The organism is Zoogloea sp. (genome assembly GCF_023150065.1).
In the GTDB taxonomy this organism is placed as follows: domain Bacteria; phylum Pseudomonadota; class Gammaproteobacteria; order Burkholderiales; family Rhodocyclaceae; genus Zoogloea.
This window is the reverse complement of record NZ_JAKLLN010000018.1, coordinates 12777-35130: the sequence shown is the minus strand read 5'-3', so window position 1 is coordinate 35130 and position 22354 is coordinate 12777. Positions and strand designations below refer to the sequence as shown.

Genomic DNA, 22354 nt, shown 5'->3' with positions numbered 1-22354 from the left:
GATGCAGCCTAACAAGGGCAGATCAGCAAGAAAAATGATTTAATGCAATGGTTTCAATCTCAAAAAGAGATGACCATGGATCTCTCCGATCTGCGCATGTTCCGCACCATCGTCGAAGAAGGCAGCGTCACCCGCGCTGCCGAACGTCTCCACACCGTACAGTCGAATGTCACCACCCGCCTGCGCCTGCTCGAGGAAGACCTGGGCACGGCGCTGTTCGACCGAATCAACCGGCGCCTGGTGATCACCCCCGCCGGCAACCTGCTGGCCGGCTACGCCGAGCGGCTGCTGAGCCTTGCCGACGAAGCCCGCGACGCGGTGCGCCGGGCCGACCTGCCAGAGGGCCTGCTGCGCCTCGGCTCCATGGAGACCACCGCTGCGGCCCGCCTGCCCGGGGTCATCGCCGCTTTCCGGCGGGCCCACCCGCGGGTGGAGCTGCGTCTGCAAACGGCCCCCACGGCCAGCCTGGTGCAGGACGTACTGGCCCATCAACTGGATGCTGCGCTGGTGTCCGGGCCGGTTATCCATCCGGAACTGGAAAGCCGGCCGGTGGTGGTGGAGGAAGTGGTGCTGATCAGCGCCGCCGACTGGGCGCCGATAGAGAGCGCGGCGGACCTGGCCCAGCGCGGGCCGGTGGAGCTGTTCACTTTCCGCGAGGGCTGCAGCTACCGGCAACGCATCTTTGACTGGCTGCGACGGGATGGCGTGCCGATTGCCCGCAGCAGCGAGTTCGGCACCTTCGAGGCCATTCTCGGCTGTGTCGCAGCCGGCATGGGCATCAGCCTGGTGCCAAGGTCCGTCATCGGCGCCCATCTGGACGACGACCCCAGCCGGGCCACCCTGCGCGTGCACCCGGTGCCACCCGATCTGGCCTTCTCCACCACGGTGATGATCTGGCACCGGGCCCGCAGCCATCAGCCTGCCCGGCAGGCCTTTGCCGACTGCCTGGCCGAACGGCTCGGCCCCCTTCAAGCGGAGATAACCCGGTGATGCAGATCTTCGACAAGCCCTACTCCCTCGCCTGCGACCGCAACAAGGACGCCATCCTTGACGCGCTGCGCAGCCACTTTGCCGACTGCCGCCAGGTGCTGGAGATCGGCTCCGGCACCGGTCAGCATGCGGTCCACTTCGCGGCCGCCCTGCCCCACCTGGTCTGGCAGACCAGCGATCGGGCCGACTACCTGCCCGGCATCCGCCAGTGGCTGGCCGAAGCCGGCCTGCCCAACACGCCACCGCCCCTTGTCCTCGACGTGGGCGGCCCGTGGCCCTCGGCGCGCTTCGACGCGGTGTTCAGCGCCAACACCCTGCACATCATGGGCTGGGATGAAGTGCAGACCCTGTTCGCAAAGCTCCCCGACATCCTGACTGCCGATGCACGCCTGAGCATCTACGGGCCCTTCCACTACGGTGGGCAGCCCACCAGTGCCAGCAACGCCGAGTTCGACGCGGCCCTGAAGGCCGACGACCCACGGCGCGGCATCCGGGACTTCGAGGCCGTGGATGCCCTCGCCCAGGAACAGGGCTTCCGCCTCGTCGAAGACCGCGCCATGCCCGCCAACAATCGCTGCCTGAACTGGCAGCGCCAGGCCTGAAAAGCAGCGTGGCGGCGATGCCGGAATCAACCGGCATCGCCGCCACGCGGGCAGCCAGAGGCAGCTTGAAGCTCAGGCGCGGTTGAGCCCGAGCAGCCCCATCGGACCATTCGAGGTGTTCAGCACCACGGAGCCGATACCACCCCCCTGTTGCTGCTGCACCCCGTAGATGCTCAGGTTGCCCGTATCGAAGGAAAACACGTCGCCGGACAGCTTGACCAACAGCTTGCCGGCGTTCGGGAACCAGGCGTAGGCCATGTCGTTCTGGCTGCCGGAGCTGGCCGGCGAGCCGAGCTCGGACGGCCACCAGGTGGACGACTGGGCAAAGCCCCAGTTGTTGCCCTGGGGGGCCATCGCTGGCTGCGGCTCGCGGTGCTGGGAAAGGTCGCTCAGCAGTGCACCGACACGCCACTTCAGGTTCTCGTTGAACATGTCACCGATCATCATCATGCCGCCGCTCATCCATTGCCCCATGCCACCGAACTCCGGGTGATTGAACTGGGCCTGGCTGAAACCGCCGGACTGGAGCGCAGCGTATGCCGAACGACCGGCATCGGCACTGAAGCCGTGGCGGGCAGCGATTTCTTCGATGGTACTCATGGGAATCTCCTGATGAAATGAAGGCGAAGACGCTGTGGGCGGGTCAGCAAAGGGGGGCAAGACGGGTGCCGATCAATACGGCGGAACCATCGTCGGTGGACAGGGCCTCGGGGCGATGGCGCGGCATCTCGATACCCGCCATGGGGTCGGCGACAGCCTCGATGACGATCCTGGGCGGCTCGGCACGAACTGCCCCGAAAATGGTGGCGAAGGATACATCGGCCGCATCCCGGCCGGTGCCGAAGCGCATCAGCCCCATGGGGATGGCCGTGGAAGAGGGATCGAACAGATACCAGCGATCCCCCAGAAAGACTTCGACGTAGGCGTGGAAATCACTCGGGCCCAGGGCCGGATCGGCGCCATAGTCGATCCCCGCCACAAAACGCGCCGGAATGTTGAGGGCCCGGCACAGGGCAATCATCAGGTGGGCGAAGTCACGGCACACACCCACCCGCTCGTGCAGCGTGTCGAGGGCCGAGGTGCTGGCATTGGTGGTGTTGGACTTGAACTCCACGTGCTTGGCGACCCATGCGCAAATGCGGCGGACGCGATCATAGCCCGGCGGCAGTGCAGCGAACTCGCGGCTGGCCACCTCGTAGAGGCGGTCCGACTGGCAGTAGCGGCTGGGATAAAGGTAGGTCAGCACATCGGACGGCAGACGGGACACCGGCACCTCGAGGATGCTCTCGGGCGCTGCCACGTGGTGCTGCAGTTCAACGGTGGCACTGTAACGCAGCCGCAGGGGGCCGGCCTCGGCCTTCAGGCGCATGTAGCGGTTGCCCGTGGCGGCATCGGTATGCACCTGGGGCAGCAGGAACTGCCCGAGCTCCATCATCTCGGTGACCACGCGCTGGTGACGGGTGTGGGCGGCGTGGATGTTGAAGATGAAGTCACAGCCCGGTGCTGCAACTGCGTAATTGAGTTCGACCGAGAACTTCAGTCTGACCATGGGCGTCCTTGATAACACTGCCTTGACGCGAAATTGCGGGTCATTCGGCGGAAAAGATGACCGTCGCAGCCCGGGCGCGGGTATCCCCTCGCGCGCGCCGTCTCCGACAAGGTCTCCATCCTACGCTGCGGCAGCGCAGCATGCCCGGCTTTCTGCGCAGCCGGGAGCGCCATTGACTGCTCAGGATCGATACAGATTGACCTCGTCACGGGTCGCCAGCGCCACGGCCCGGGCCTTGGTGGCAAAGTCCTCGCCGGAGCCGGCGTACAGGATGGCGCGGGACGAGGAGATCATCAGCCCGGCACCGGATGCCGTGCGGCCGGCCTTCACGGTCGCCTCCACATCGCCGCCCTGGGCGCCGATACCGGGCACCAGCAGGGGCAGATCACCGACGATGGCCCGTACCTGGGCCAGCTCTTCGGGGAAGGTGGCGCCGACCACCAGTGCATTCTGGCCGTGCACGTTCCACTTTCCGGCCACCAGCTCGGCCACATGCTGATACAGCTTGCGCCCCCCTTCCACGGTGAGGTTCTGCAGGTCTGAGCCGCCGGGGTTGGAAGTGCGGCACAGCACGATCAGCCCCCGGTCGGAAAACTCGAGGTAGGGCTCAACAGAGTCGAACCCCATGTAGGGATTCACCGTCAGCGCATCTGCCGCATAACGCTCGAAGGCCTCCCGGGCGTATTGCTGGGCCGTGGCGCCGATATCCCCACGCTTGGAATCCAGCACCACCGGCACCGCCGGATGGTTCTGATGGATATAGGCGATCAGGTCCTGCAGCTGGTCTTCGGCACGCGCCGAGGCGAAGTAGGCAATCTGGGGCTTGAAGGCACAGGCCAGGTCGGCGGTGGCATCGACGATACCCTTGCAGAAGGCCAGCACCGCATCGGGACGCCCCTTCAGATGGGCCGGAAAGCGCGAAGGGTCCGGATCGAGCCCGACGCACAGCAGGGAATCATGGCGCTGCCAGGCGGCAGCCAGCTTGGAACGGAAATCCATGGGAGTGCGGGCGCCAACAGCCCGGGCGTGTGAAATCTGGGCCAGGAGTTTACCAGCCCGGCCACCAAATCCGAATCGGCCGCCCGCGCCGGCAGGGCAATCGGCCGGCCACCCGCCCGAAGATCATGTTGCGCTACAGCATGCTCCATCCCCTGTCACGGATTGCACCACACCTTCCGTTACGTCACAGCAAACTGCTCAGTTACTGAACACCCGGGGGCAGATCACCCGGACACTGCCCTCGATGTCATGGAAAAAATTTATCCATTAATAAACAGTAGCTTGAAAATAATCCGTGAATATTTTCCGCCTTCCTGACACAGGCTGGCACAAGGCTCGCTGAAGGGAGTTCGCTCCGTAACGGCGTGTTTCGTGGGAAATGCGACCAAGGGAGGAACGAAGTAGCGGCGCTGGATAGCCCGCGCTTCGGTGGTGATATCAACGACAAAATTCCGGAGACAATCGTTATGAAGAAGACCCTTCTGGCCCAATCCGTTGCCCTCGCCTGCCTGGCTGCCGCGGCTGGTGGCGCCCAAGCCGTGAGCTTTACCAAAGACGACGTAACCCTTGACATCAACGGTACGATCAACGGCTTCTACGTCAATCGCGAGTCCAAGACCTCGATTGCCGGCGGCCCCGAGACCAAGACCCAGAACAGTGCCCTGACCAACGGCCTGCTGCCGGGCTGGATCAACTTCGTGATGACCACCAAGGTCGCCGACCAGGACATCAAGGCCCACTTCAGCTTCGCCCCCGGCATCAACGATTCCTCCAGCGTCATTGGCCTGCCCACCGATCCCGGCGCCGGCGCCACCGGTGGCAAGAACAGCCCGTTCAGCCAGGTGGATGTGCGTAACGTCTACTTCCAGTTCGGCAACAACGACTGGGGCACCCTGAAGTTCGGTCGCGACATCGGCCTCTTCGGTCAGAACATCATCCTGTCCGACATGACCCTGCTGGGCGTCGGCGGCACCTCCAACGCCGGCATCCCGTTCAACACCACCTTCGGCATGATCGGCCACGGCTACATGTACACCGGCTTCCAGGCCCAGATCACCTACACCACCCCGAACTTCAACGGTCTGCAGGCTTCCGGCGGCATCTTCCAGCCCAGCTCCTTCGCCGGCGACCAGACCAAGACCCCGGGCTTCCAGGCCAAGGTCGATTACGACTGGAAGGGCGCAGCCCCCGGCAAGGTGTGGGGCGGCCTGATCACCCAGAGCACCAGCTGCTCCAAGGGCGCCAACTGCAACGGCGTTGGCGCCAACCCGGACAAGAGCTTCACCGCCAGCGGCTACGAAATCGGTGCCAAGGCCGGCATGGGCGACTTCGGCGCCGTTGCCTACGCCTTCACCGGCAAGGGCCTGGGCCTGTCCACCGTGGGCGCCCAGTTCTACGGCGGCAGCGACGGCCTCGGCAACAAGACTGACTCCAAGGGCTACTTCCTGCAAGGCACCTACCAGCTCAACAAGACCAAGTTCGGCATCAACTTCGGTCAGAACAAGGACACCGACGGTGTTCTGGGCGCCGGCAACGAGCGCAAGAACAAGGCCTATACCCTGGGCGTCTATCACAGCCTGAACAAGTTCGTGACCCTGGTCGGCGAACTGAACCAAGAGAAGATCACCAGCACCGTGGACGACAGCGAGACCAAGAACCGCACCCTGTCCGCCGGCGCCATCCTGTTCTTCTAAGGTCATACGTCGCCCTCCGGGGCGACACCCTTCCCTGTAGTGTTTCTCCCTCCTTCTGGCGCCCTTCGGGGCGCCGTTTTTTTTGAAGGGTCGGGACTCCATACACATCCACTGGCCCACGGCACGCATCCATGGGAACATTTCCGGCCCCAATCCACCTCACGCCTCAGCCCTCCATGCCCCGTCTGGCTCGTTGCCTCGCCGCCACCCTTGCGGTGCTCGCCCTGCTGCCTGCCGCAGCCCCCGCCCGCGCCGAGGGGATCCGCCACCTGCGCATCGGCCCGGCGCTCTACGCAGACGCCCGGGAAGCCCTGGTGGATGCCATCGAAGCGGAGGGCCTGGTGCCTTCACCCCCCAGCCAGTTTGGCGACATGCTGGCCCGCACGGCGCCGGCCCTCGGCGAGACGACCCCGGTCTATCAGCAGGCCGAGGTCATGCATTTCTGCAGCGCCCGCATCGCCTGGCAGCTGGCCCGGGAGAACCCGGTCAACATCGCCCAGTGCCCCCTGTCCATGGCCATCTATACCCGGCCCGGCCAGAACGCCGCCGTGCACCTGGCCTGGCGCGAGGCCCATGGCGACTCCCAGGGTGCCCGTGCGGCCAATGCCCTGCTGGAAAGGATCGCCCGCCAGGTGGCCGACAACGCCGGGCGAGCGGCCATTGCGCGATGAAGCCCCTCGCCCACCGCCCCGGTGGCGCGGTATAGTCCGCACCGCTTCAGAATCCCAGCCGCAAACACCCCAGCATGACCCAGAAAACCTATAACGCCGACTCCATCACCGTCCTCAAGGGCCTCGAGCCGGTCAAGCAGCGTCCCGGCATGTACACCCGGACGGAGAACCCCCTCCACGTCATCCAGGAAGTCATCGACAACGCCGCCGACGAGGCCATGGCCGGCTTCTGTCGCAGGATCGGCGTGACCCTGCACCTGGACGGCTCGGTCAGCGTGGCCGACGACGGCCGCGGCATCCCGGTGGAGATCCATCCGGTGGAAGGCGTATCCACCGTCGAGGTGGTGTTCACCCGCCTGCACGCCGGCGGCAAGTTCAACAAGACCGACGACGACTCGGCCTATCGCTTCTCGGGCGGCCTGCACGGGGTCGGCGTGTCCGTCACCAACGCCCTGTCCCACCGCCTCGAAGTCGAGGTGGTCCGCGATGGCGGCCGGCATCGCCTGGTGTTTGCGGCCGGCGACGTGATCGAGCCCCTCGCCCGCATCGGCGATGCGCTCAAAAAGGCCAGCGGCACCACCGTGCGCGCCTGGCCCGACGCCAAGTACTTCGACGCGGCCGAACTGCCCCGGGGCGAACTGGAGCGCCTGCTGCGCTCGAAGGCCGTGCTGATGCCCGGGCTCGAGGTCAGCCTCAGCATCGAAGGCGGCGACACCCGCACCTGGCTGTTCGAGCAAGGCATGCGCGGCTACCTGTCCGAAGCCCTCACCGACGAGCCCCTGATCCCGCTGTTCAGCGGCGAGAAATACGCCCCCAAGGGCGACGAGACCTTCGCCTCCGGTGAAGGCGCCTCCTGGGCTGTAGCCTGGACCGCCGAAGGCGCCCCGGTGCGCGAGTCCTACGTCAACCTCATCCCCACTCCGGCCGGCGGCACCCACGAGGCCGGCCTGCGGGACGGAGTCTTCAACGCCATCAAGGCCTTCATCGACCACCACGCGCTGCTGCCCAAGGGCGTCAAGCTCACCGCCGACGACGCCTTCGGCCGCGCCTCCTTCCTGCTTTCCGCCCGGGTTCTCGACCCCAGCTTCCAGGGCCAGACCAAGGAGCGCCTGAACAGCCGCGACGCGGTGCAGCTGGTATCGCGGATGATCCGCGATCCCTTCGAGCTGTGGCTAAACGAACACGTGGATTACGGCAAGAAGCTCGCCGAGCTGGCCATCAAGGCCGCCCAGGCCCGCGCCCGCGCCGCGCAGAAAGTCGAAAAGCGCAAATCCTCCGGCGTGGCCGTGCTGCCCGGCAAGCTCTCCGACTGCGAATCCGAGGACATCGAGCGCAACGAACTCTTCCTGGTCGAGGGCGACTCCGCCGGCGGCAGCGCCAAGATGGCCCGGGACAAGGACACCCAGGCCATCCTGCCCCTGCGCGGCAAGGTACAGAACGCCTGGGAAGTGGATAAGGACCGGCTCTTCGCCAACGCCGAGATCCACGACATCGCCGTGGCCCTGGGGGTCGAGCCCCACGCCCCGGATTCCGAGCCCGATCTCTCCGAGCTGCGCTACGGCAAGCTCATCATCATGTCGGATGCGGACGTGGACGGCTCCCACATCCAGACCCTGCTGCTGACCCTGTTCTTCCGGCACTTCCCCAAGCTCATCGAGCGCGGCCACATCTACGTGGCCCAGCCGCCCCTGTACCGCCTCGACGTGCCCGCCCAAGGCAAGAAGCGCCCGCCGCGCCGGCTCTACGCCCTGGATGACCAGGAGCTCTCGACCCTGCGCGACCGCCTCGCCCACGAAGGCGTCAAGCCCGAGCACATCGAGGTCGGCCGATTCAAGGGCCTGGGCGAAATGAACCCCGACCAGCTGCGCGAAACCACCATGGACCCGGCCACCCGCCGGGTGCTGCCGGTGCATGTGCGCAGCGACGCCTTCGAGGAAACCCGGCGCATGTTCACCATGCTCATGGGCAAGGGCGAAGCCTCCGGGCGCCGTGCCTGGATGGAAGAAAAAGGCGACTCCGTCGAAGCCGACGTGTGAGCCCGCCCATGCAGGAACATAACCCCCTGGCCATTCCCCGGCCGCCGATCCGCGCCACCATCCTCACCGGCTTTCTGGGTGCCGGCAAGACGACCCTACTCAACCGCTTCCTGGCCTTGCGCACGGGGCTCCGGGTAGCCGTGCTCGAGAACGAGTTCGGCAGCGTGGGCATCGACGGCGGCCTGGTGGCCGAATCGTCGGCTGTCGAGGTGGTCGAGCTCACCGACGGCTGCATCTGCTGCAGCGTGCGGGGCGAGCTGTCCGACGCCCTCGCACGCCTGGCCGAGCGCCGCGAGCGGGGCGAGCTGGACTTCGATCACCTGGTCATCGAAACCACCGGCCTGGCCGACCCGGCGCCGGTGGCGCAGGCCATCTTCATCGACGAGGGCGTCGCCGGCCGCTACACCCTGGACGGTATCGTCACCGTGGTCGATGCCGTCCATGCCACCAGCCAGCTGGCCGCCAACAAGGTAGCCGCCGCCCAGATCGGTTTTGCCGACCGTATCCTGATCAGCAAGGGCGAGCAGGTAGACGCGGACGGACTGGCGGCCCTCGAAGAGCGCCTGACCCGCATCAATCTGCGGGCTCCCATCAGCCCTGTCCCCGATGACGCCCCGGCCCTCAAGGCCCTGTTCGCCCTCGACGCCTTCCGCCTCGACGACGTGCTGGAGCAGATCCCCGCCTTTCTCGATGCCGCGGTACCCAGCGGCCTGCGCCGCGGCGGTGGCAATCACCGCAGCTTTGTCCGCCACGACGACGAGATCCAGTCCCTGGCCCTGATCCACGACGGCCCGGTGGACTCCCGCCTGATGGCGAGCTTCATCGAAGAGCTGCTGGTACGCCAGGGCCCGGCCCTGCTCCGCTACAAGGGCGTGCTGGCCATACGCGACGAGGCACGCCGGGTGGTGCTGCAGGGCGTCCATCGTCTGAGCGGTTCTGATTACGGCCGCCCCTGGGCCCCGGGCGAGGCCCGCAACTGCACCCTGATCCTCATCGGGCGCAATCTGGACGAAGAAGGCATCCGCAACGCATTCCGGCTGGCCTGCCGCTAAAACGCGGGCCCGCTCGGGCCCGTCCGGATCGGCAGCACATCGGCCGCCTGAAAGATCGCCAAAAATATGCCATTTGCATTATTATCGATACCCGCTGACGCGGGATCGACGGGCATCTCATCGCTCCTTGCGCCGGTCTCGACGCTGTTTTCAGCAATCCTGTTCCCTGCCCGGCAGCCTTCCAGGCCTTCCCTATGAAAAAAGCCCTTCTTCTTCTGCTCCAGCTCGGCGTGGTGGCGAGCATCACCACCGGATGTGCCGTCAATCGGGCCACGGCCCACGTTGAACCGGGCACCCGGCTCTCCGAGATCAAGACCGTGCATGTCAAGAAATTCGCCAGTGACAATGCCGACACCGATCGTCTCATCGCCGACAAGCTCCGCAGCAAGGGCGTCAACGCCACCACCGGCGCCGACACTCCCGCCAACAAGGTCGATGCCGTCGTCACCTATGTCGAGAAATGGATGTGGGACATCACCATGTACATGCTTGAACTCACCGTGGTGATCCGCGACCCGAAGGACGACTACCCCCTCGCCACGGGCAATTCCTACCACACCTCCCTGACCCGCAAGTCCCCCAAGGAAATGGTCGATGAGGTGATCGACAACATCTACAAGGAGCAAGGCCAATGAACTCATCCCTGAGCGCACGTCCCCGCATGACCCGGACCTCCCTCATCGCTCTGGTCGCAACCCTGTGGCTGGTCGGCTGTGCATCCCCGGCGAGCCGCGAAGCCATGGTTCCGACTGACGTCAACTCGGCCAGGCCCCATCCCCACAGCGTCAGCGTGCTTGCCTCCGGAGGCGCCGACACGGGCGCGCTGGACAGCAGCAACATCGCCGATGAAGACCTCAAGGCAGCCATCGAGGAAGCCGTCACCCGGAACAAGGTGTTCACGAGCGTCGTTCAGGGCAAGAACGGTGATTACGAGCTGTCAGTGCGCGTGACCCGGCTCACCAAGCCGCTGTTCGGCATGACGTTCACCGTCGAGATGGAAGCCGCCTGGTCGCTGACCCGGGTGGCCGACCGGTCGGTGGTGCTGCGCAAATCCATCAACGCATCGGGCAGCGCCGGCGCCGGCGACTCCCTGGTCGGCGTCAAGCGGCTTCGCCTCGCGGTCGAGGCGGCCGCCCGCGCCAACATCGCCGAGGGCCTGAAGGCCATCTCCGCCCTCACCCTCTGAGCGCTCGCCCCTGCCGGGGCGAATCCATCGCGCTTACCCTGCCCAGGTCCCCGGACGGCACTGCCTGAGCCCGCCGGGGACTTTTCACGTCAGGCACATCCGGCAATTCCCCCGGCCTGTGGTATTTTTGCCGCCTTCGCCGCGCCCGACAGGCGCGCGCCACCCCGCCAACCCCGCCGGCCTGCAGCACGCAGCACAGAATGAACGACAGCATCGACCCCAACGACACCGGCGCAGACGGCATGCCGCCCGCGCCGCCCGCCTTGCCGCTGCTGGGCAGCGGCGACACCCTGCCCCTCGACCTCTACGCCGAACGCGCCTACCTGGCCTACGCCATGAGCGTGGTCAAGGCCCGCGCCCTGCCCCAGGTGGAGGACGGCCTCAAGCCGGTGCAGCGCCGCATCCTGTTTGCCATGAACGAGATGCGCCTGTCACCGGGCTCCAAGCACGTCAAGTCAGCCCGGGTGGTGGGCGACGTGATCGGTAAATACCACCCCCACGGCGACAGCAGCGTCTACGACGCCATGGTGCGGGTGGCCCAGGATTTCTCCCTGCGTTACCCCCTGGTGGATGGCCAGGGCAACTTCGGCTCCCGTGACGGCGACTCGGCGGCAGCCATGCGCTATACCGAATGCCGCCTCACCCCCATCGCCGAGCTGCTGCTCTCCGAGATCGACCGGGGCACGGTGGATTTTCGCCCCAATTACGACGGCGCCTTCGAAGAGCCCCAGCTGCTGCCCGCCCGCCTGCCCTTCGTGCTGCTCAACGGCGCCTCGGGCATCGCCGTGGGCATGGCCACCGAGATCCCCTCCCACAACCTGCGCGAGGTGGCCAGCGCTGCCATCCACGCCATCGAGAACCCGGAGGCCACGGTTGCCGACCTGCTGGGCCACATCGCCGGCCCCGATTTCCCCGGTGGTGGCCAGCTCATCTCCCCGGCGGCCGACATCCGCCAGGCCTACGAGACCGGCCGTGGCAGCCTCAAGCTGCGGGCGCGCTGGATCATCGAAGACCTGGCCCGGGGCCAGTGGCAGCTGGTGGTCAACGAGCTGCCGCCGGGCGTCTCGGCCCAGAAGGTGCTCTTCGAGATCGAGACCCTCACCAACCCCCAGCCCAAGGCCGGCAAGAAATCCATCGACGCCGACCAGGCCCAGCTCAAGGCTGTGATGCTCGCCGCCCTCGACCGGGTGCGCGACGAATCGGGTAAGGACGCACCGGTGCGCTTGGTCTTCGAGCCCAAGAGCCGCAACCAGGACGTCACCGAGTTTGCCAACCTGCTGCTGGCCCACACCAGCCTGGAAACCTCCTCGTCCATCAACCTGGTGATGATCGGCCTGGACGGCCGCCCTGGGCAGAAGAACCTGGCCGACATCCTCCACGAATGGGGCCGCTTCCGCGTCGTCACCGTGCGCCGGCGCACCACCCACCGCCTGGGCCAGGTGGATGACCGCATCCACATCCTCGAAGGCCGGCACATCGTCTTCCTCAACATCGACGAGGTGATCCGCATCATCCGCGAGTCGGACGAGCCCAAGCCGGCCCTGATTGCCCGCTTCGACCTCTCCGACCGCCAGGCCGAGGACATCCTGGAGATCCGCCTGCGTCAGCTGGCCCGCCTGGAAGGCATCAAGATCGAGCGCGAGCTGGCCGAGCTGCGCGGCGAGAAGACCGAGCTGGAAGCCCTGCTCGCCAACGACGGCAAGCTGCGCCGCCTGGTCATCAAGGAGATCCGCGCCGACGCCGACAAGTACGGCGACGCCCGCCGCACCCTGGTGGAAGAAGCCGCCCGCGCCGGCGTTACCCAGACCGTGGTGGACGAGCCCGTCACCGTGATCGTCTCCGAAAAGGGCTGGGTGCGCTGCCGCAGCGGCCATGGCGTGGACCTGGCCAACGTGGCCTTCAAAGATGGCGACCGCCTGGGCTCTGCCTTCGAGTGCCGCAGCGTGGACAACCTGATCGTGCTCAGTGACGGCGGCCGCGCCCTCACCGTGGCCGTATCGGCCCTGCCCGACGGCCGCGGCAACGGCGCCCCGCTGGCGTCCTTCGTCGAGCTGCCCAGCGGCAGCAAGGTGGCCCATGTGCTGGCCGGCCCGGCCGACAGGCGCGTACTGCTGGCCACCGCCGACGGTTACGGCTTCCTGTGTCGCCTGGGGGACATGAGCGCCACCAAGCGGGCGGGCAAGCAGTTCGTCACCCTGGATGACGGCAACCGCCTGCTGGCGCCGGTGCTCTTCGACGGCGACGACGAGGGTGCCCACCTGGCGGCCCTGTCCACCCGCGGACGCCTGCTGGTGTTCACCCTCGACCAGATGAAGGAGCTCTCGGGAGGCGGCAAGGGCGTGATCATCATGGGCCTGGATGAGGGCGAGCAGCTGGGCGCGGTGTGCGTCGCCCGCAGCGGCCTGACCCTGCTTGCCGCCACCCGGGGCGGCAAGCCCGTGGAGCTGGCGGTCAGCGCCCGGGACTGGGAAGCCTGGCTGGGCAAGCGCGCCCGCAAGGGCAAGCCGGCACCGGGCCGCTCGGAGGCCAGCGGCCTGCGGGGTGACTGATGGGCAATGGCGGCTGGCCCCCTGCGGGGCCGGTCCGCTCAGAGGGGCAGCCTGAGCGCCTCGAGCAGGCGTTGGCGATTGATGGGCTTGATGAGCACCTCGTCAAAGCCCGCCGCAAGCATCTCGACCCGCTGCTCGGGCAAGGCGTGGGCGGTGTAGGCGACGATGTACAGCCCGGCCAGCGCCGGATCGCCGCGCAGACGCTGGCACACCTCCGTACCACTGATGCCCGGCATGCTGATGTCGAGGAGGATCGCGTCCATGGACTGCCCCCGCAGGGCCACCAGGGCCGCCTCGCCGGAATCCGCCTCGATCACCTCGCAGCCCAGCTGCCGCAGCAGCACGCTGGGCAGCGTACGGTTGACCTTCTGGTCATCCACGATGAGCACCTTCATCGACTTCATCCTCCCTAGGTCGCCGCAGTGCCCGGCTCAAGAGGCAGGCTGACGACAAACTCGCTCCCCTCCCCCGGACGTGAGCTCAGCACCACCTCGCCCCCCATCAGTGCCACCAGCTCCTTGACCAGGGCCAGACCCAGGCCGGTGCCCTGATGGCGTCGGGTCAGGAAGCCATCCACCTGGCGGAAGCGCTCGAAGACGTGAGGCTGCATCTCGGCGTCGATGCCACAGCCCGTGTCGGCCACGACAATGCGCAGTTTTCCGCCATCCTGCCCTACGCCGACATTCACTGCACCGCTATCGGTGAACTTGATCGCGTTGTTGACCAGGTTGTTGAGGATCTGCGCCAGCCGGGTGGCGTCGCAGATGATCTGCTCCGGCAGGGCCGGGTCGATCACCAGCCCGAGGGTCAAGCCCTTTTCGTCGGCCGGCGGACGATGGGTACACACGATGCGCTCGATCATCGGGCGCAGGGCCTCGGATCGTCGCTCCAGTTCCATCTTTCCCGATTCGATCTTGGCCAGATCGAGGATGGAATTGACCAGTTCGAGCAGGTGGTTGCTGCTGTCCAGGATGATGCCGGCAAACTCCCTGTTGGTCTCGTCGGTGTTCTCCTTGAGAAACTCGGCGTAGCCCATGATGCCGTTGAGCGGCGTACGCAGCTCGTGGGACATCGAGGCGAGGAACTCCGACTTCATCCGGTTGGCCGCCTCGGCCTTGATCTGGCTTTCACGAAGCGCGGCTGAAATGCGGATCTGACGATCCAGCAGGTGAATGGCCATCCCCCCGAACAGCAGCACCACCAGGGTCATCCCGCCGGCGTAGGCCATGTAGCCGACCCGCCGCTCGCGATACTCGGCCAGCGCCGCGTCCTCGCTGACACCGACGGCAACCACCAGGGGATAGTCCCTCATGGCCCGATAGCCATAAAAGCGGCGCAGGCCATCGGCGTGGCTGCTCGAGCGATAGCTGCCCATCTCGGCCCGGGCCAGGTTCTCCATCAGCGGGCTGCGGCTGAGGTCCTGCCCCACCTCCTTGTTGTCACCCGAACGCCGTGCCCGCACGATGCCATCCCGGCCCACCAGGCTGACCACGCCGTCCTTGCCCAGATCGACACCGCTGTAGAAATCGGAGAAATAGAAGGGGTCCACCGAGATCACCACCACGCCGCCGAAGCTGCCATCCGGCTTGTTGATGCGCCGGGTCATCTGGATCGACCACTTGCCCGAAGCACGGCCCAGCACCGGCTTGCTGATGAACAACTCGTTGGTATCACGCGCCTTGTGGACCCGGAAGTGCTCCCGGTCGGACAGGTCCATTGTCTTGTGATTGGCCAGGTTGCTCAGGATGTAGGTGCCATGCTCGTCGATCACCCCGAGCTGGTTGAAGATGCTGTTGATGATCATGCCCTCGCGGACATACTCTGCAATATTCACCCGGTCGCCCAGCTTCTCGTACTGGAACTTCAGAAACAGCACCGCCTGATCGACGCTCTTGATGGTACGGACGGTGTGCTCCTCGAACGCCCGGGCCAGATTCAGGTTGGCAGTGTTGATGGCCTGGATGACGAGTTCTTCTTCCGCCCGGGTCTTGTAGAGGATGGCGCCCCAGACGAGCACGATGAGCGCTACGACCACCGCGACGATGGGCAGAAGGAGGCGCAGGCGATCCTGCACACCGGAGGAATGACTGACTGTTGGCATGGACTGGCAGCAAATGGACGCGTCGGCCCCTGGACGGTGCGTGTTCGATTGCGCTTCTTAACGTCAGCAGCCCTCCCCGACTTGAACCCGAAGCGCGAAATCCTGCTGTCCAGTCCGCCGCCGGGGCCGGCGAACGCCGAAATCAGGCGCAGGCCCTCGAGAGTAGTGACGTTTTATAACTTTAGTGATAGAAAGGCCCGCCATTACAAAGATCCGGGTGTTTCACCGCCCGAGACCTGCAGTCAGCCCGGACCCCCATGAAATTAGCCGTCACAGACCGGACCCTGCCCCGTTACCACCTGGTGGGGACGCTGCTCGTCGTCCTTGCCCTGGCCTTGACGCTCGGCGCGAGCTTCCTGTGGATCGCCCTCGCAGAACACCAGGAAGCCCTGCTGCGCCTTGAGCGAAGTTTCGAGAGCAAGAAGGAAGAGCGCCTGCGCACCGAGATGGCCTCCGCCATCGGCTACCTGGACTTCGTGCATTCGCGCACCGAGGCCGTGCTGCGCGACGCCCTGCAGGAAAAGGTCTCGATGGCCATGCAGACCGCCCAGGGCATCTACGCCCGGGAGCACGGGCGCCGGCCCGAGGCCGAGGTCAAGCGCCTGATCATCGAGGCCCTGCGCCCCCAGCGCTTCTTCGAGGGACGGGGCTATTTCTTCATCGACGACAGCCAGGGGCGCTGCATCCTCCTGCCCATCGCTCCGGCCCGGGAAGGCAGCTCCCTGTGGGACAACCGGGATGACACCGGACACTACATCATGCGCGGGCTGCTGGACGCCGCACGCAGCAGCAGCGAGGGTGGCTTTTCGCGCTACCGCTGGTACGCGCCGGACGACCCGACCCGGATGTCCGACAAGCTCGCCCATGTGCGCCTGTTCAAACCCTACGGCTGGATCATCGGCACCGGTGACTACCTCTACAAATGGGAGGAGGCACGCCTGAAGGAAGGCCTGGACCGCCTGCGCGCCTGGCACTTCGGCGACACCGGCCACTTCACGGTGATGGGCAGTGACGGCCGCCTGCTGCTCCTGCCCCCCGACGACGGGCACACGGATGGCCGGCACGCCAATGGTCTGCACTTTGGCAGCACCGGGACGCCGGCCGAACAAGCCCTCCGGCGCCAGCTGCTCGAACTCGGCCAGAACGGCGGCGGGCACCTCACTTATCCCTGGCAACGCAGCGCCGGCGAAGCGCCCAGTACCCGCTCCGCCTATGTCCAGGCCTACGCTCCCTGGAAGATCGTGGTCATCGCCAGCACCTTCGAGCAGGAGATGCAGTCCGCCCTGGCAGCCGAACGGGCCGCCGCCGGCACCTCCCTGTCGGCCCGCCTCCCCTATCTGCTGGCGGTGGTGGCGGTGACGGTCGGCGTGGCGCTGGCCGCATCCCTGCTCTTCTCGCGCTGGATGAGCCGGCTCTTCGGCACCTACCACCAGGCACTCGACACCCACACCCGCACCCTCGAGCAGCAGGCCGGCGAGCTGCGCCTGGCCGGGCACGTGTTCGAGAGCAGCCGCGAAGGCATCATCGTCACCGATCCGGAGACGCGCATCCTCGCGGTAAACCCTGCCTTCTCCGACATCACCGGCTACTCCCCCGCCGACGTGCTGGGCCAGACCCCGGCCTTCCTCAGCTCGGGCAATCACGACGCTGCGTTCTACAACGCCATGTGGAAGTCGATCCGCGAGCACGGAGGCTGGACCGGCGAGATCTGGAACCGCCGCAAGGACGGTCGCCTCTACCCGGAGCAGATCAGCATCGGCACCGTATGCGGCCCGAGCGGCGAGGTGCGCCACTACGTCGGCACCTTCCTCGACATCACCGACCGCAAGGAAGCCGAGAACCGCATCCGTCACCTGGCCGAGTTCGACGTGCTCACCCAGCTGCCCAACCGGGTGCTGCTGGGAGACCGCCTGGCCCAGGCCATCGCCGCCGCGCGGCGCAACGGCGACCAGTTGGCGGTGCTGTTCATCGACCTGGACCGCTTCAAGAACATCAACGACTCCCTCGGCCATGCCATGGGCGACCGCGTGCTGCAGGAAGTGGCCAGCCGCCTGCACCGGCTGATCCGCCAGTCCGACACGGTCAGCCGCCTCGGTGGCGACGAGTTCGTGGTGGTGGTCACCGGCCTGGAGCAGCCCGGCTTTGCCGTGAGCACGGCCCAGAAGATCCTCAACGCCCTGGGCCAGCCCTACCTCATCGGCGAGCACGAGCTGCAGATCACGCCCAGCATCGGCATCGCCCTCTACCCCGACAACGGCATCGACACCGACAGCCTGCTGAAGAATGCCGACGCCGCCATGTATCACGCCAAGAACTCGGGACGGAACAACTTCCAGTTCTTCACCCCCGAGTTCAACCACTGGGTCACCGAGCGCCTGCGCATCGAGAACGGCCTGCGCCATGCCCTGGAACGACAGGAGCTGCTGATCCACTACCAGCCCCAGGTGGACCTGGCCAGCACCCGCATCATCGGCTGTGAAGCCCTGCTGCGCTGGCAGCCGGAGCCCGGCACCCTGGTGCCTCCCGACCGCTTCATCCCGATTGCCGAAGAGACCGGCATGATCCACGCCATCGGGCGCTGGGTGCTCGACGAAGCCTGTCGCCAGCTCAGGCAATGGGACGCGGAAGGCGCCCCGCCGATACGCATGGCGGTCAACGTGGCCGTGCCGCAACTGCGCCGGCAGGATTTCGTGGGCCAGGTGAAGGACGCCCTGACACGCAACAACCTGGCCCCCGGGCGCCTGGAGATCGAAGTCACCGAAAGCGTCTTCCTGGATCTGGACAGTCAGATCAGCCAGACCCTGCGCAGCCTCACCGATCTGGGCGTGAAGCTGTCCCTGGACGACTTCGGCACCGGCTACTCGAGCCTGTCCTACCTGCGCAACTTCCGCTTCGACGTGCTCAAGATCGACCGCTCCTTCGTCTCGGAGCTGCACCGCAACCGGGACGACGTGACCCTCATCCGCGCCATCGTCAGCATCGCCCGGGACATGTCCCTGATCACCGTGGCCGAAGGCATCGAGACCGCCGAGCAGCAGCGCATGCTCACCGACCTGGGCTGCAGCGTCGGCCAGGGCTATCACTTCTCACGCCCGGTGCCGCCCGCCGAACTGGTCAGGCTGCTGAAACAGCCCACCGACCTGCCCGCCCCCCAGGCGCCGTCCTGAGCGCTGGCGTACCATCGGCGAGTCTCTCTCACCGGGCATTCCACCATGATCAAGGCCATCATCACCGGCCACAGCAGCGGCCTCGGTGCCGCGCTCGCGCAAACCCTGCTGGCCCGGGGCATCCCCGTACTGGGGCTGTCCCGCCGCGCCAATACCGACCTGAGCGCATCCCGTCTGACCCAGCACGCCATCGACCTGTCCGCAGCGGGTGCCCTGGAAAGCTGGCTCGCCGGCCCTTGCCTGGCCGATTTCGTGAAGGACGCGGACACCGCCCTGCTCATCAACAATGCCGGCCAGCTGCAACCCGTGGCCCCCTGCGGCGTGCAGGCCCTGGCCTGCATCGCCACCGCCATCCAGCTCAACCTCACCGCCCCGCTGCTGCTCGCCAACGCCTTCGTGGCCCGCACCGCGGGCTGCCGCGAGCGGCGCATCGTGCACATTTCCAGCGGCGCCGCCCGCAACCCCTACGCTGGCTGGAGCGTGTATGGCGCCACCAAGGCCGGGCTCGACCAGCACGCCCGGGCGGTCGCCCAGGAACGGATCCCCGGGCTGCGTATCGCCAGCCTCGCCCCCGGCGTGGTGGACACTCCCATGCAGGGCGAAGTGCGCGCCAGCGACCCTGCCGATTTTCCGCAGCATGCGCGCTTTGCCGCCCTCAAGCAGGATGGGCAGCTCACTCCACCGGCCGAAGCCGCCCGCAGGCTCGTCGAGCACCTGCTCGGCGAACGCTTCGGGGAATGGGTGGACGGCGACCTGCGCAGCCTGCCGGCGGCCTAGCCGCCGGAGGCGCCCGCCATCAGGCCTTGGCGATGCGGTAACAGGGGTTGTAGGTCTTGCCCGGCAGCTTCATGCGGCCCTGGGCCACGAAGGACGCCATCAGCTCGTCCATGGGGCCCATGATCTCGGGCTCGCCCTGGATCTCGAAGGGGCCGTGCAGCTCGATCTCGCGGATGCCCTCGGCCTTGACGTTGCCCGCCACCACGCCCGAAAACGCCCGACGCAGGTTGGCGGCCAGCAGGTGGGTGGGCTGCTTGCGGTGCAGGGTCAGGTCGCGCATGCGCGCGTGGGTCGGGCGGAAGGGTTGCTGGAACTCTTGCTCGATCTTGAGCAGCCAGTTGAAGTAGTAGGCATCACGCATCTCCTTGCGGAAATCGCGCACCTGCCCGATGCCGGCGTTGATCTCCTTCGCCACGGCCTCCGGGTCGTCGATGATGATCTTGTAGCGCTTCCGGGCAGCCTCGCCGAGGGTCTGGCCGATGAAGCGGTCGATGCGCAGAAAGTACTGCTCGGCACTCTTCGGCCCCGTGAACACCAGCGGAAACGGCAAGGCCGCGTTGTCGGGGTGCAGCAGGATGCCCAGGATGTAGAGGATCTCCTCGGCCGTGCCGACGCCCCCCGGAAACACCACGATGCCGTGGCCGGTGCGCACGAACGCCTCCAGGCGCTTCTCCACGTCGGGCAGGATCACCAGCTCGTTCACCACCGGGTTCGGTGCCTCGGCGGCGATGATGCCCGGCTCGGTGAAGCCCAGGTAGCGGCCGTTGGTGATGCGCTGGGTGGCATGGGCCAGGGCGGCACCCTTCATGGGGCCCTTCATGGCGCCCGGGCCGCAGCCGGTGCATACATTGAGGCCGCGCAGCCCCAGCTGGTAGCCCACCAGCTTGGTGTATTCGTATTCCTCCTGGCCGATGGAATGGCCGCCCCAGCACACCACCACATTGGGCTGGGTGATGGGCTGCAGCACATTGGCGTTGCGCAAAATGTGGAAGACCGCGTTGGTGATGCCTTCCGAGCTGTCGCAATCGAAGCGGGCGCTGCCACCGATCTCGGTGCTGGCATACACCACGTCCCGGAGCACCGCCATCAGGTGCTCCTGGATGCCGCGGATCATCTCGCCATCGACAAAGGCCGTGGCCGGTGCGCCGGTGATGTCGAGCTTGATGCCCCGGGCACGCTGCTGGATGCGGATGTCGAAGCGGTGGTAGCGCTCCAGCAGCTCCTTGCCGTCGTCGAGCTCGTTGCCACAGTTGAGCACCGCCAGGGAGCAGTTGCGGTAAAGGGTATGCAGACCGCCGCCGCCCTCGTCGGACAGCTTGGCCGCCTCGGCCCGGGACAGGACTTCCAGACGCCCGGTGGGGGATACCTGTGCATCGATGATTTTGTAGTCCATGGCTGCAACTCTCTCTTGTCTGGTCCGCAAAGGGCAGGCCGGACGGCCGTTGGAGCCATCCCCGACCTTGCTGCATTGCCAGCGCCGGGCAATGCGCTACCAGCATAACGCCAGCAGTGCAGGTTTGGCGAGAAAATGTTGCAGTGCACCACAACAAGATCACGCCCCCTCCATCGACCGGACAGACCCGGCGTTAGGGTGATACGCAATTGTCCCCGTCCCGCCGGGAACGGCATAATCCGCCCCGACTCCCTACCGTGCCGGCCCCTTCGCGCCGCCTCACAGCCCACCGCCATGACCCCATCGACAGCCACTACCCCCGAGATCGTCGCCACGGTCATCTTCGCCCTCGCGGTGATCCACACCTTCTCCACCAAGTTCTTCGCCAACCTGGCCCATAGCCAGCCCCGTCATGCAGGCCTGTGGCACCTGCTGGCCGAGGTGGAGGTGGTTTTCGGCTTCTGGGCCTTCGTGCTGACGACGGCGCTGGTGCTGATGTCGGGCCAGCAGGCGGCGGTGAACTATCTCGAGGGGCGCAATTTCACCGAACCCATGTTCGTGTTCGTGGTGATGGTGATCGCCGCCAGCCGCCCCATCCTCAGCACCGTCATCGGCGCCGTGCGGCTGATGGCCACCATGATCCCGATCTCCCGCGAGGTGGCCACCTTCTTCCTGTGCATGTCGGTGGTGCCGCTGCTGGGTTCCTTCATCACCGAGCCCGCTGCCATGACCCTGGCGGCCCTGATGCTGCGGGACGGCTACTTCCGCCAGAATCTCAGCCACCGCCTCAAATACGCCACCCTGGGGATGCTCTTCGTCAATGTCTCCATCGGCGGCACCCTGACCCACTTTGCTGCCCCCCCGGTGCTGATGGTGGCCGCCAAATGGCAGTGGGACACCCTCTACATGGTCTCCCACTTCGGCTGGAAGGCCGCGTCGGCCGTGTTCTTCAACGCCGCCGTACTGACCTGGTTCTTCCGCCACGAGCTGGCCGAGAAGGGCAAGCCCGAGGGCGACGGCAGCCCGCGGATGCCCTTCACGGTGGCCGGCATCCACCTGTTCTTCCTCGTCTGCGTCGTGCTGTTCGCCCATCACCCGGTGGTGTTCATGGGCCTGTTCCTGTTCTTCCTGGGCTACACCGAAGCCTACAAGCAGCACCAGGATCGCCTCATCCTGCGTGAAGGGCTGCTGGTGGCCTTCTTCCTGGCCGGCCTGGTTGTCCTCGGCGGCCTGCAGCAGTGGTGGCTGCAGTCCTCCCTGGTGGGCGTGGAGCCCAAGCTGCTGTACTTCCTCGCCACGGCCCTGACGGCCATCACCGACAACGCCGCGCTGACCTACCTTGGGTCCCTGGTCGAGGGTGTGTCGACCGAGTTCAAGTACGCCCTGGTGGCCGGCGCGGTCACCGGCGGTGGCCTCACCATCATCGCCAACGCCCCCAACCCGGCCGGCGCCGCCATCCTCAAGTCGAGCTTCGACGACGAGTCCATCAGCCCTCTGGGGCTCTTCCTCGCCGCCCTGCCCCCCACCTGCGTCGCCATCTTCGCCTTCCAGGCGCTGTAGCCCCCGGAGCGGTCCAGCTCGTGTCCTC

18 protein-coding genes are annotated in these 22354 nt (G+C 66.5%); 12 read left to right on the top strand and 6 right to left on the bottom strand.

The features are described from left to right. Positions 1-75 precede the first annotated feature (75 nt). Both L6Q67_RS17720 and L6Q67_RS17715 read left to right on the top strand, forming a co-directional pair. Positions 76-990: a LysR family transcriptional regulator gene (locus L6Q67_RS17720; RefSeq protein WP_296572512.1), complete on the top strand. Its 915-nt coding sequence runs from the start codon at positions 76-78 to the stop codon at positions 988-990. Further along, a complete protein-coding gene (locus L6Q67_RS17715) occupies positions 990-1592 on the top strand; it encodes a DUF938 domain-containing protein (RefSeq protein ID WP_296572506.1) in 603 nt (200 codons plus the stop codon). The genes L6Q67_RS17720 and L6Q67_RS17715 overlap by 1 nt, the downstream gene beginning before the upstream one ends. A gap of 72 nt (positions 1593-1664) precedes the next feature. On the opposite strand, the gene L6Q67_RS17710 is transcribed toward L6Q67_RS17715, so the two are convergent. The 3 genes from L6Q67_RS17710 to pyrF all read right to left on the bottom strand — a co-directional run bounded on the left by L6Q67_RS17710 (position 1665) and on the right by pyrF (position 4140). Beyond that, positions 1665-2192: a hypothetical protein gene (locus L6Q67_RS17710; protein ID WP_296572504.1), complete on the bottom strand. Its 528-nt coding sequence runs from the start codon at positions 2190-2192 to the stop codon at positions 1665-1667. A 43-nt stretch (positions 2193-2235) separates the two neighbouring features. Then, the gene (locus tag L6Q67_RS17705) at positions 2236-3141 is read right to left on the bottom strand and encodes a transglutaminase family protein (protein WP_296572501.1); all 906 of its coding nucleotides are present in this window, start codon (positions 3139-3141) and stop codon (positions 2236-2238) included. A 180-nt stretch (positions 3142-3321) separates the two neighbouring features. Next, positions 3322-4140 (bottom strand): orotidine-5'-phosphate decarboxylase, encoded by an 819-nt coding sequence (pyrF, locus tag L6Q67_RS17700; protein WP_296572498.1) that lies wholly within the window; start codon positions 4138-4140, stop codon positions 3322-3324. A gap of 467 nt (positions 4141-4607) precedes the next feature. On the opposite strand from pyrF, the gene L6Q67_RS17695 reads away from it, so the two are divergent. The 7 genes from L6Q67_RS17695 to parC all read left to right on the top strand — a co-directional run bounded on the left by L6Q67_RS17695 (position 4608) and on the right by parC (position 13328). Further along, entirely contained in the window at positions 4608-5834 is a 1227-nt protein-coding gene (locus L6Q67_RS17695) for a porin (protein ID WP_296572494.1), read from the top strand. 176 nt (positions 5835-6010) lie between these two features. Further along, the gene (locus L6Q67_RS17690; protein WP_296572491.1) at positions 6011-6505 is read left to right on the top strand and encodes a DUF302 domain-containing protein; all 495 of its coding nucleotides are present in this window, start codon (positions 6011-6013) and stop codon (positions 6503-6505) included. Between the two features lie 74 nt (positions 6506-6579). Next, positions 6580-8541: a DNA topoisomerase IV subunit B gene (parE, locus tag L6Q67_RS17685; protein ID WP_296572488.1), complete on the top strand. Its 1962-nt coding sequence runs from the start codon at positions 6580-6582 to the stop codon at positions 8539-8541. Positions 8542-8549: 8 nt separating this feature from the next. Then, a complete protein-coding gene (locus tag L6Q67_RS17680) occupies positions 8550-9593 on the top strand; it encodes a GTP-binding protein (protein WP_296572485.1) in 1044 nt (347 codons plus the stop codon). A 194-nt stretch (positions 9594-9787) separates the two neighbouring features. After that, positions 9788-10228, top strand: a complete 441-nt coding sequence (locus L6Q67_RS17675) for a hypothetical protein (protein WP_296572482.1) — start codon at positions 9788-9790, stop codon at positions 10226-10228. Next, positions 10225-10779: a hypothetical protein gene (locus L6Q67_RS17670; RefSeq protein WP_296572479.1), complete on the top strand. Its 555-nt coding sequence runs from the start codon at positions 10225-10227 to the stop codon at positions 10777-10779. The genes L6Q67_RS17675 and L6Q67_RS17670 overlap by 4 nt, the downstream gene beginning before the upstream one ends. A 242-nt stretch (positions 10780-11021) precedes the next feature. Then, positions 11022-13328 (top strand): DNA topoisomerase IV subunit A, encoded by a 2307-nt coding sequence (gene parC / locus L6Q67_RS17665; RefSeq protein WP_296572731.1) that lies wholly within the window; start codon positions 11022-11024, stop codon positions 13326-13328. A 38-nt stretch (positions 13329-13366) separates the two neighbouring features. Here parC and L6Q67_RS17660 read toward each other — a convergent pair whose 3' ends face one another. Together L6Q67_RS17660 and L6Q67_RS17655 are read right to left on the bottom strand one after the other, a co-directional pair. Beyond that, the gene (locus L6Q67_RS17660; protein ID WP_296572476.1) at positions 13367-13723 is read right to left on the bottom strand and encodes a response regulator; all 357 of its coding nucleotides are present in this window, start codon (positions 13721-13723) and stop codon (positions 13367-13369) included. Between the two features lie 14 nt (positions 13724-13737). Next, complete coding sequence (locus L6Q67_RS17655; protein ID WP_296572473.1) at positions 13738-15429, bottom strand: hybrid sensor histidine kinase/response regulator; 1692 nt, start codon at positions 15427-15429, stop codon at positions 13738-13740. Between the two features lie 257 nt (positions 15430-15686). On the opposite strand from L6Q67_RS17655, the gene L6Q67_RS17650 reads away from it, so the two are divergent. Both L6Q67_RS17650 and L6Q67_RS17645 read left to right on the top strand, forming a co-directional pair. Further along, complete coding sequence (locus L6Q67_RS17650) at positions 15687-18596, top strand: EAL domain-containing protein (protein ID WP_296572470.1); 2910 nt, start codon at positions 15687-15689, stop codon at positions 18594-18596. Positions 18597-18641: 45 nt separating this feature from the next. After that, positions 18642-19373, top strand: a complete 732-nt coding sequence (locus L6Q67_RS17645; protein ID WP_296572468.1) for an SDR family oxidoreductase — start codon at positions 18642-18644, stop codon at positions 19371-19373. Positions 19374-19392: 19 nt separating this feature from the next. Here the strand turns inward: L6Q67_RS17645 and ppnN are convergent, their stop codons facing one another. After that, complete coding sequence (gene ppnN, locus L6Q67_RS17640; protein WP_296572465.1) at positions 19393-20766, bottom strand: nucleotide 5'-monophosphate nucleosidase PpnN; 1374 nt, start codon at positions 20764-20766, stop codon at positions 19393-19395. A gap of 294 nt (positions 20767-21060) precedes the next feature. On the opposite strand from ppnN, the gene L6Q67_RS17635 reads away from it, so the two are divergent. Next, positions 21061-22326, top strand: coding sequence for a putative Na+/H+ antiporter (locus L6Q67_RS17635; protein ID WP_296572463.1), 1266 nt, complete (start codon positions 21061-21063; stop codon positions 22324-22326). The last annotated feature ends 28 nt before the right edge of the window (positions 22327-22354 follow it).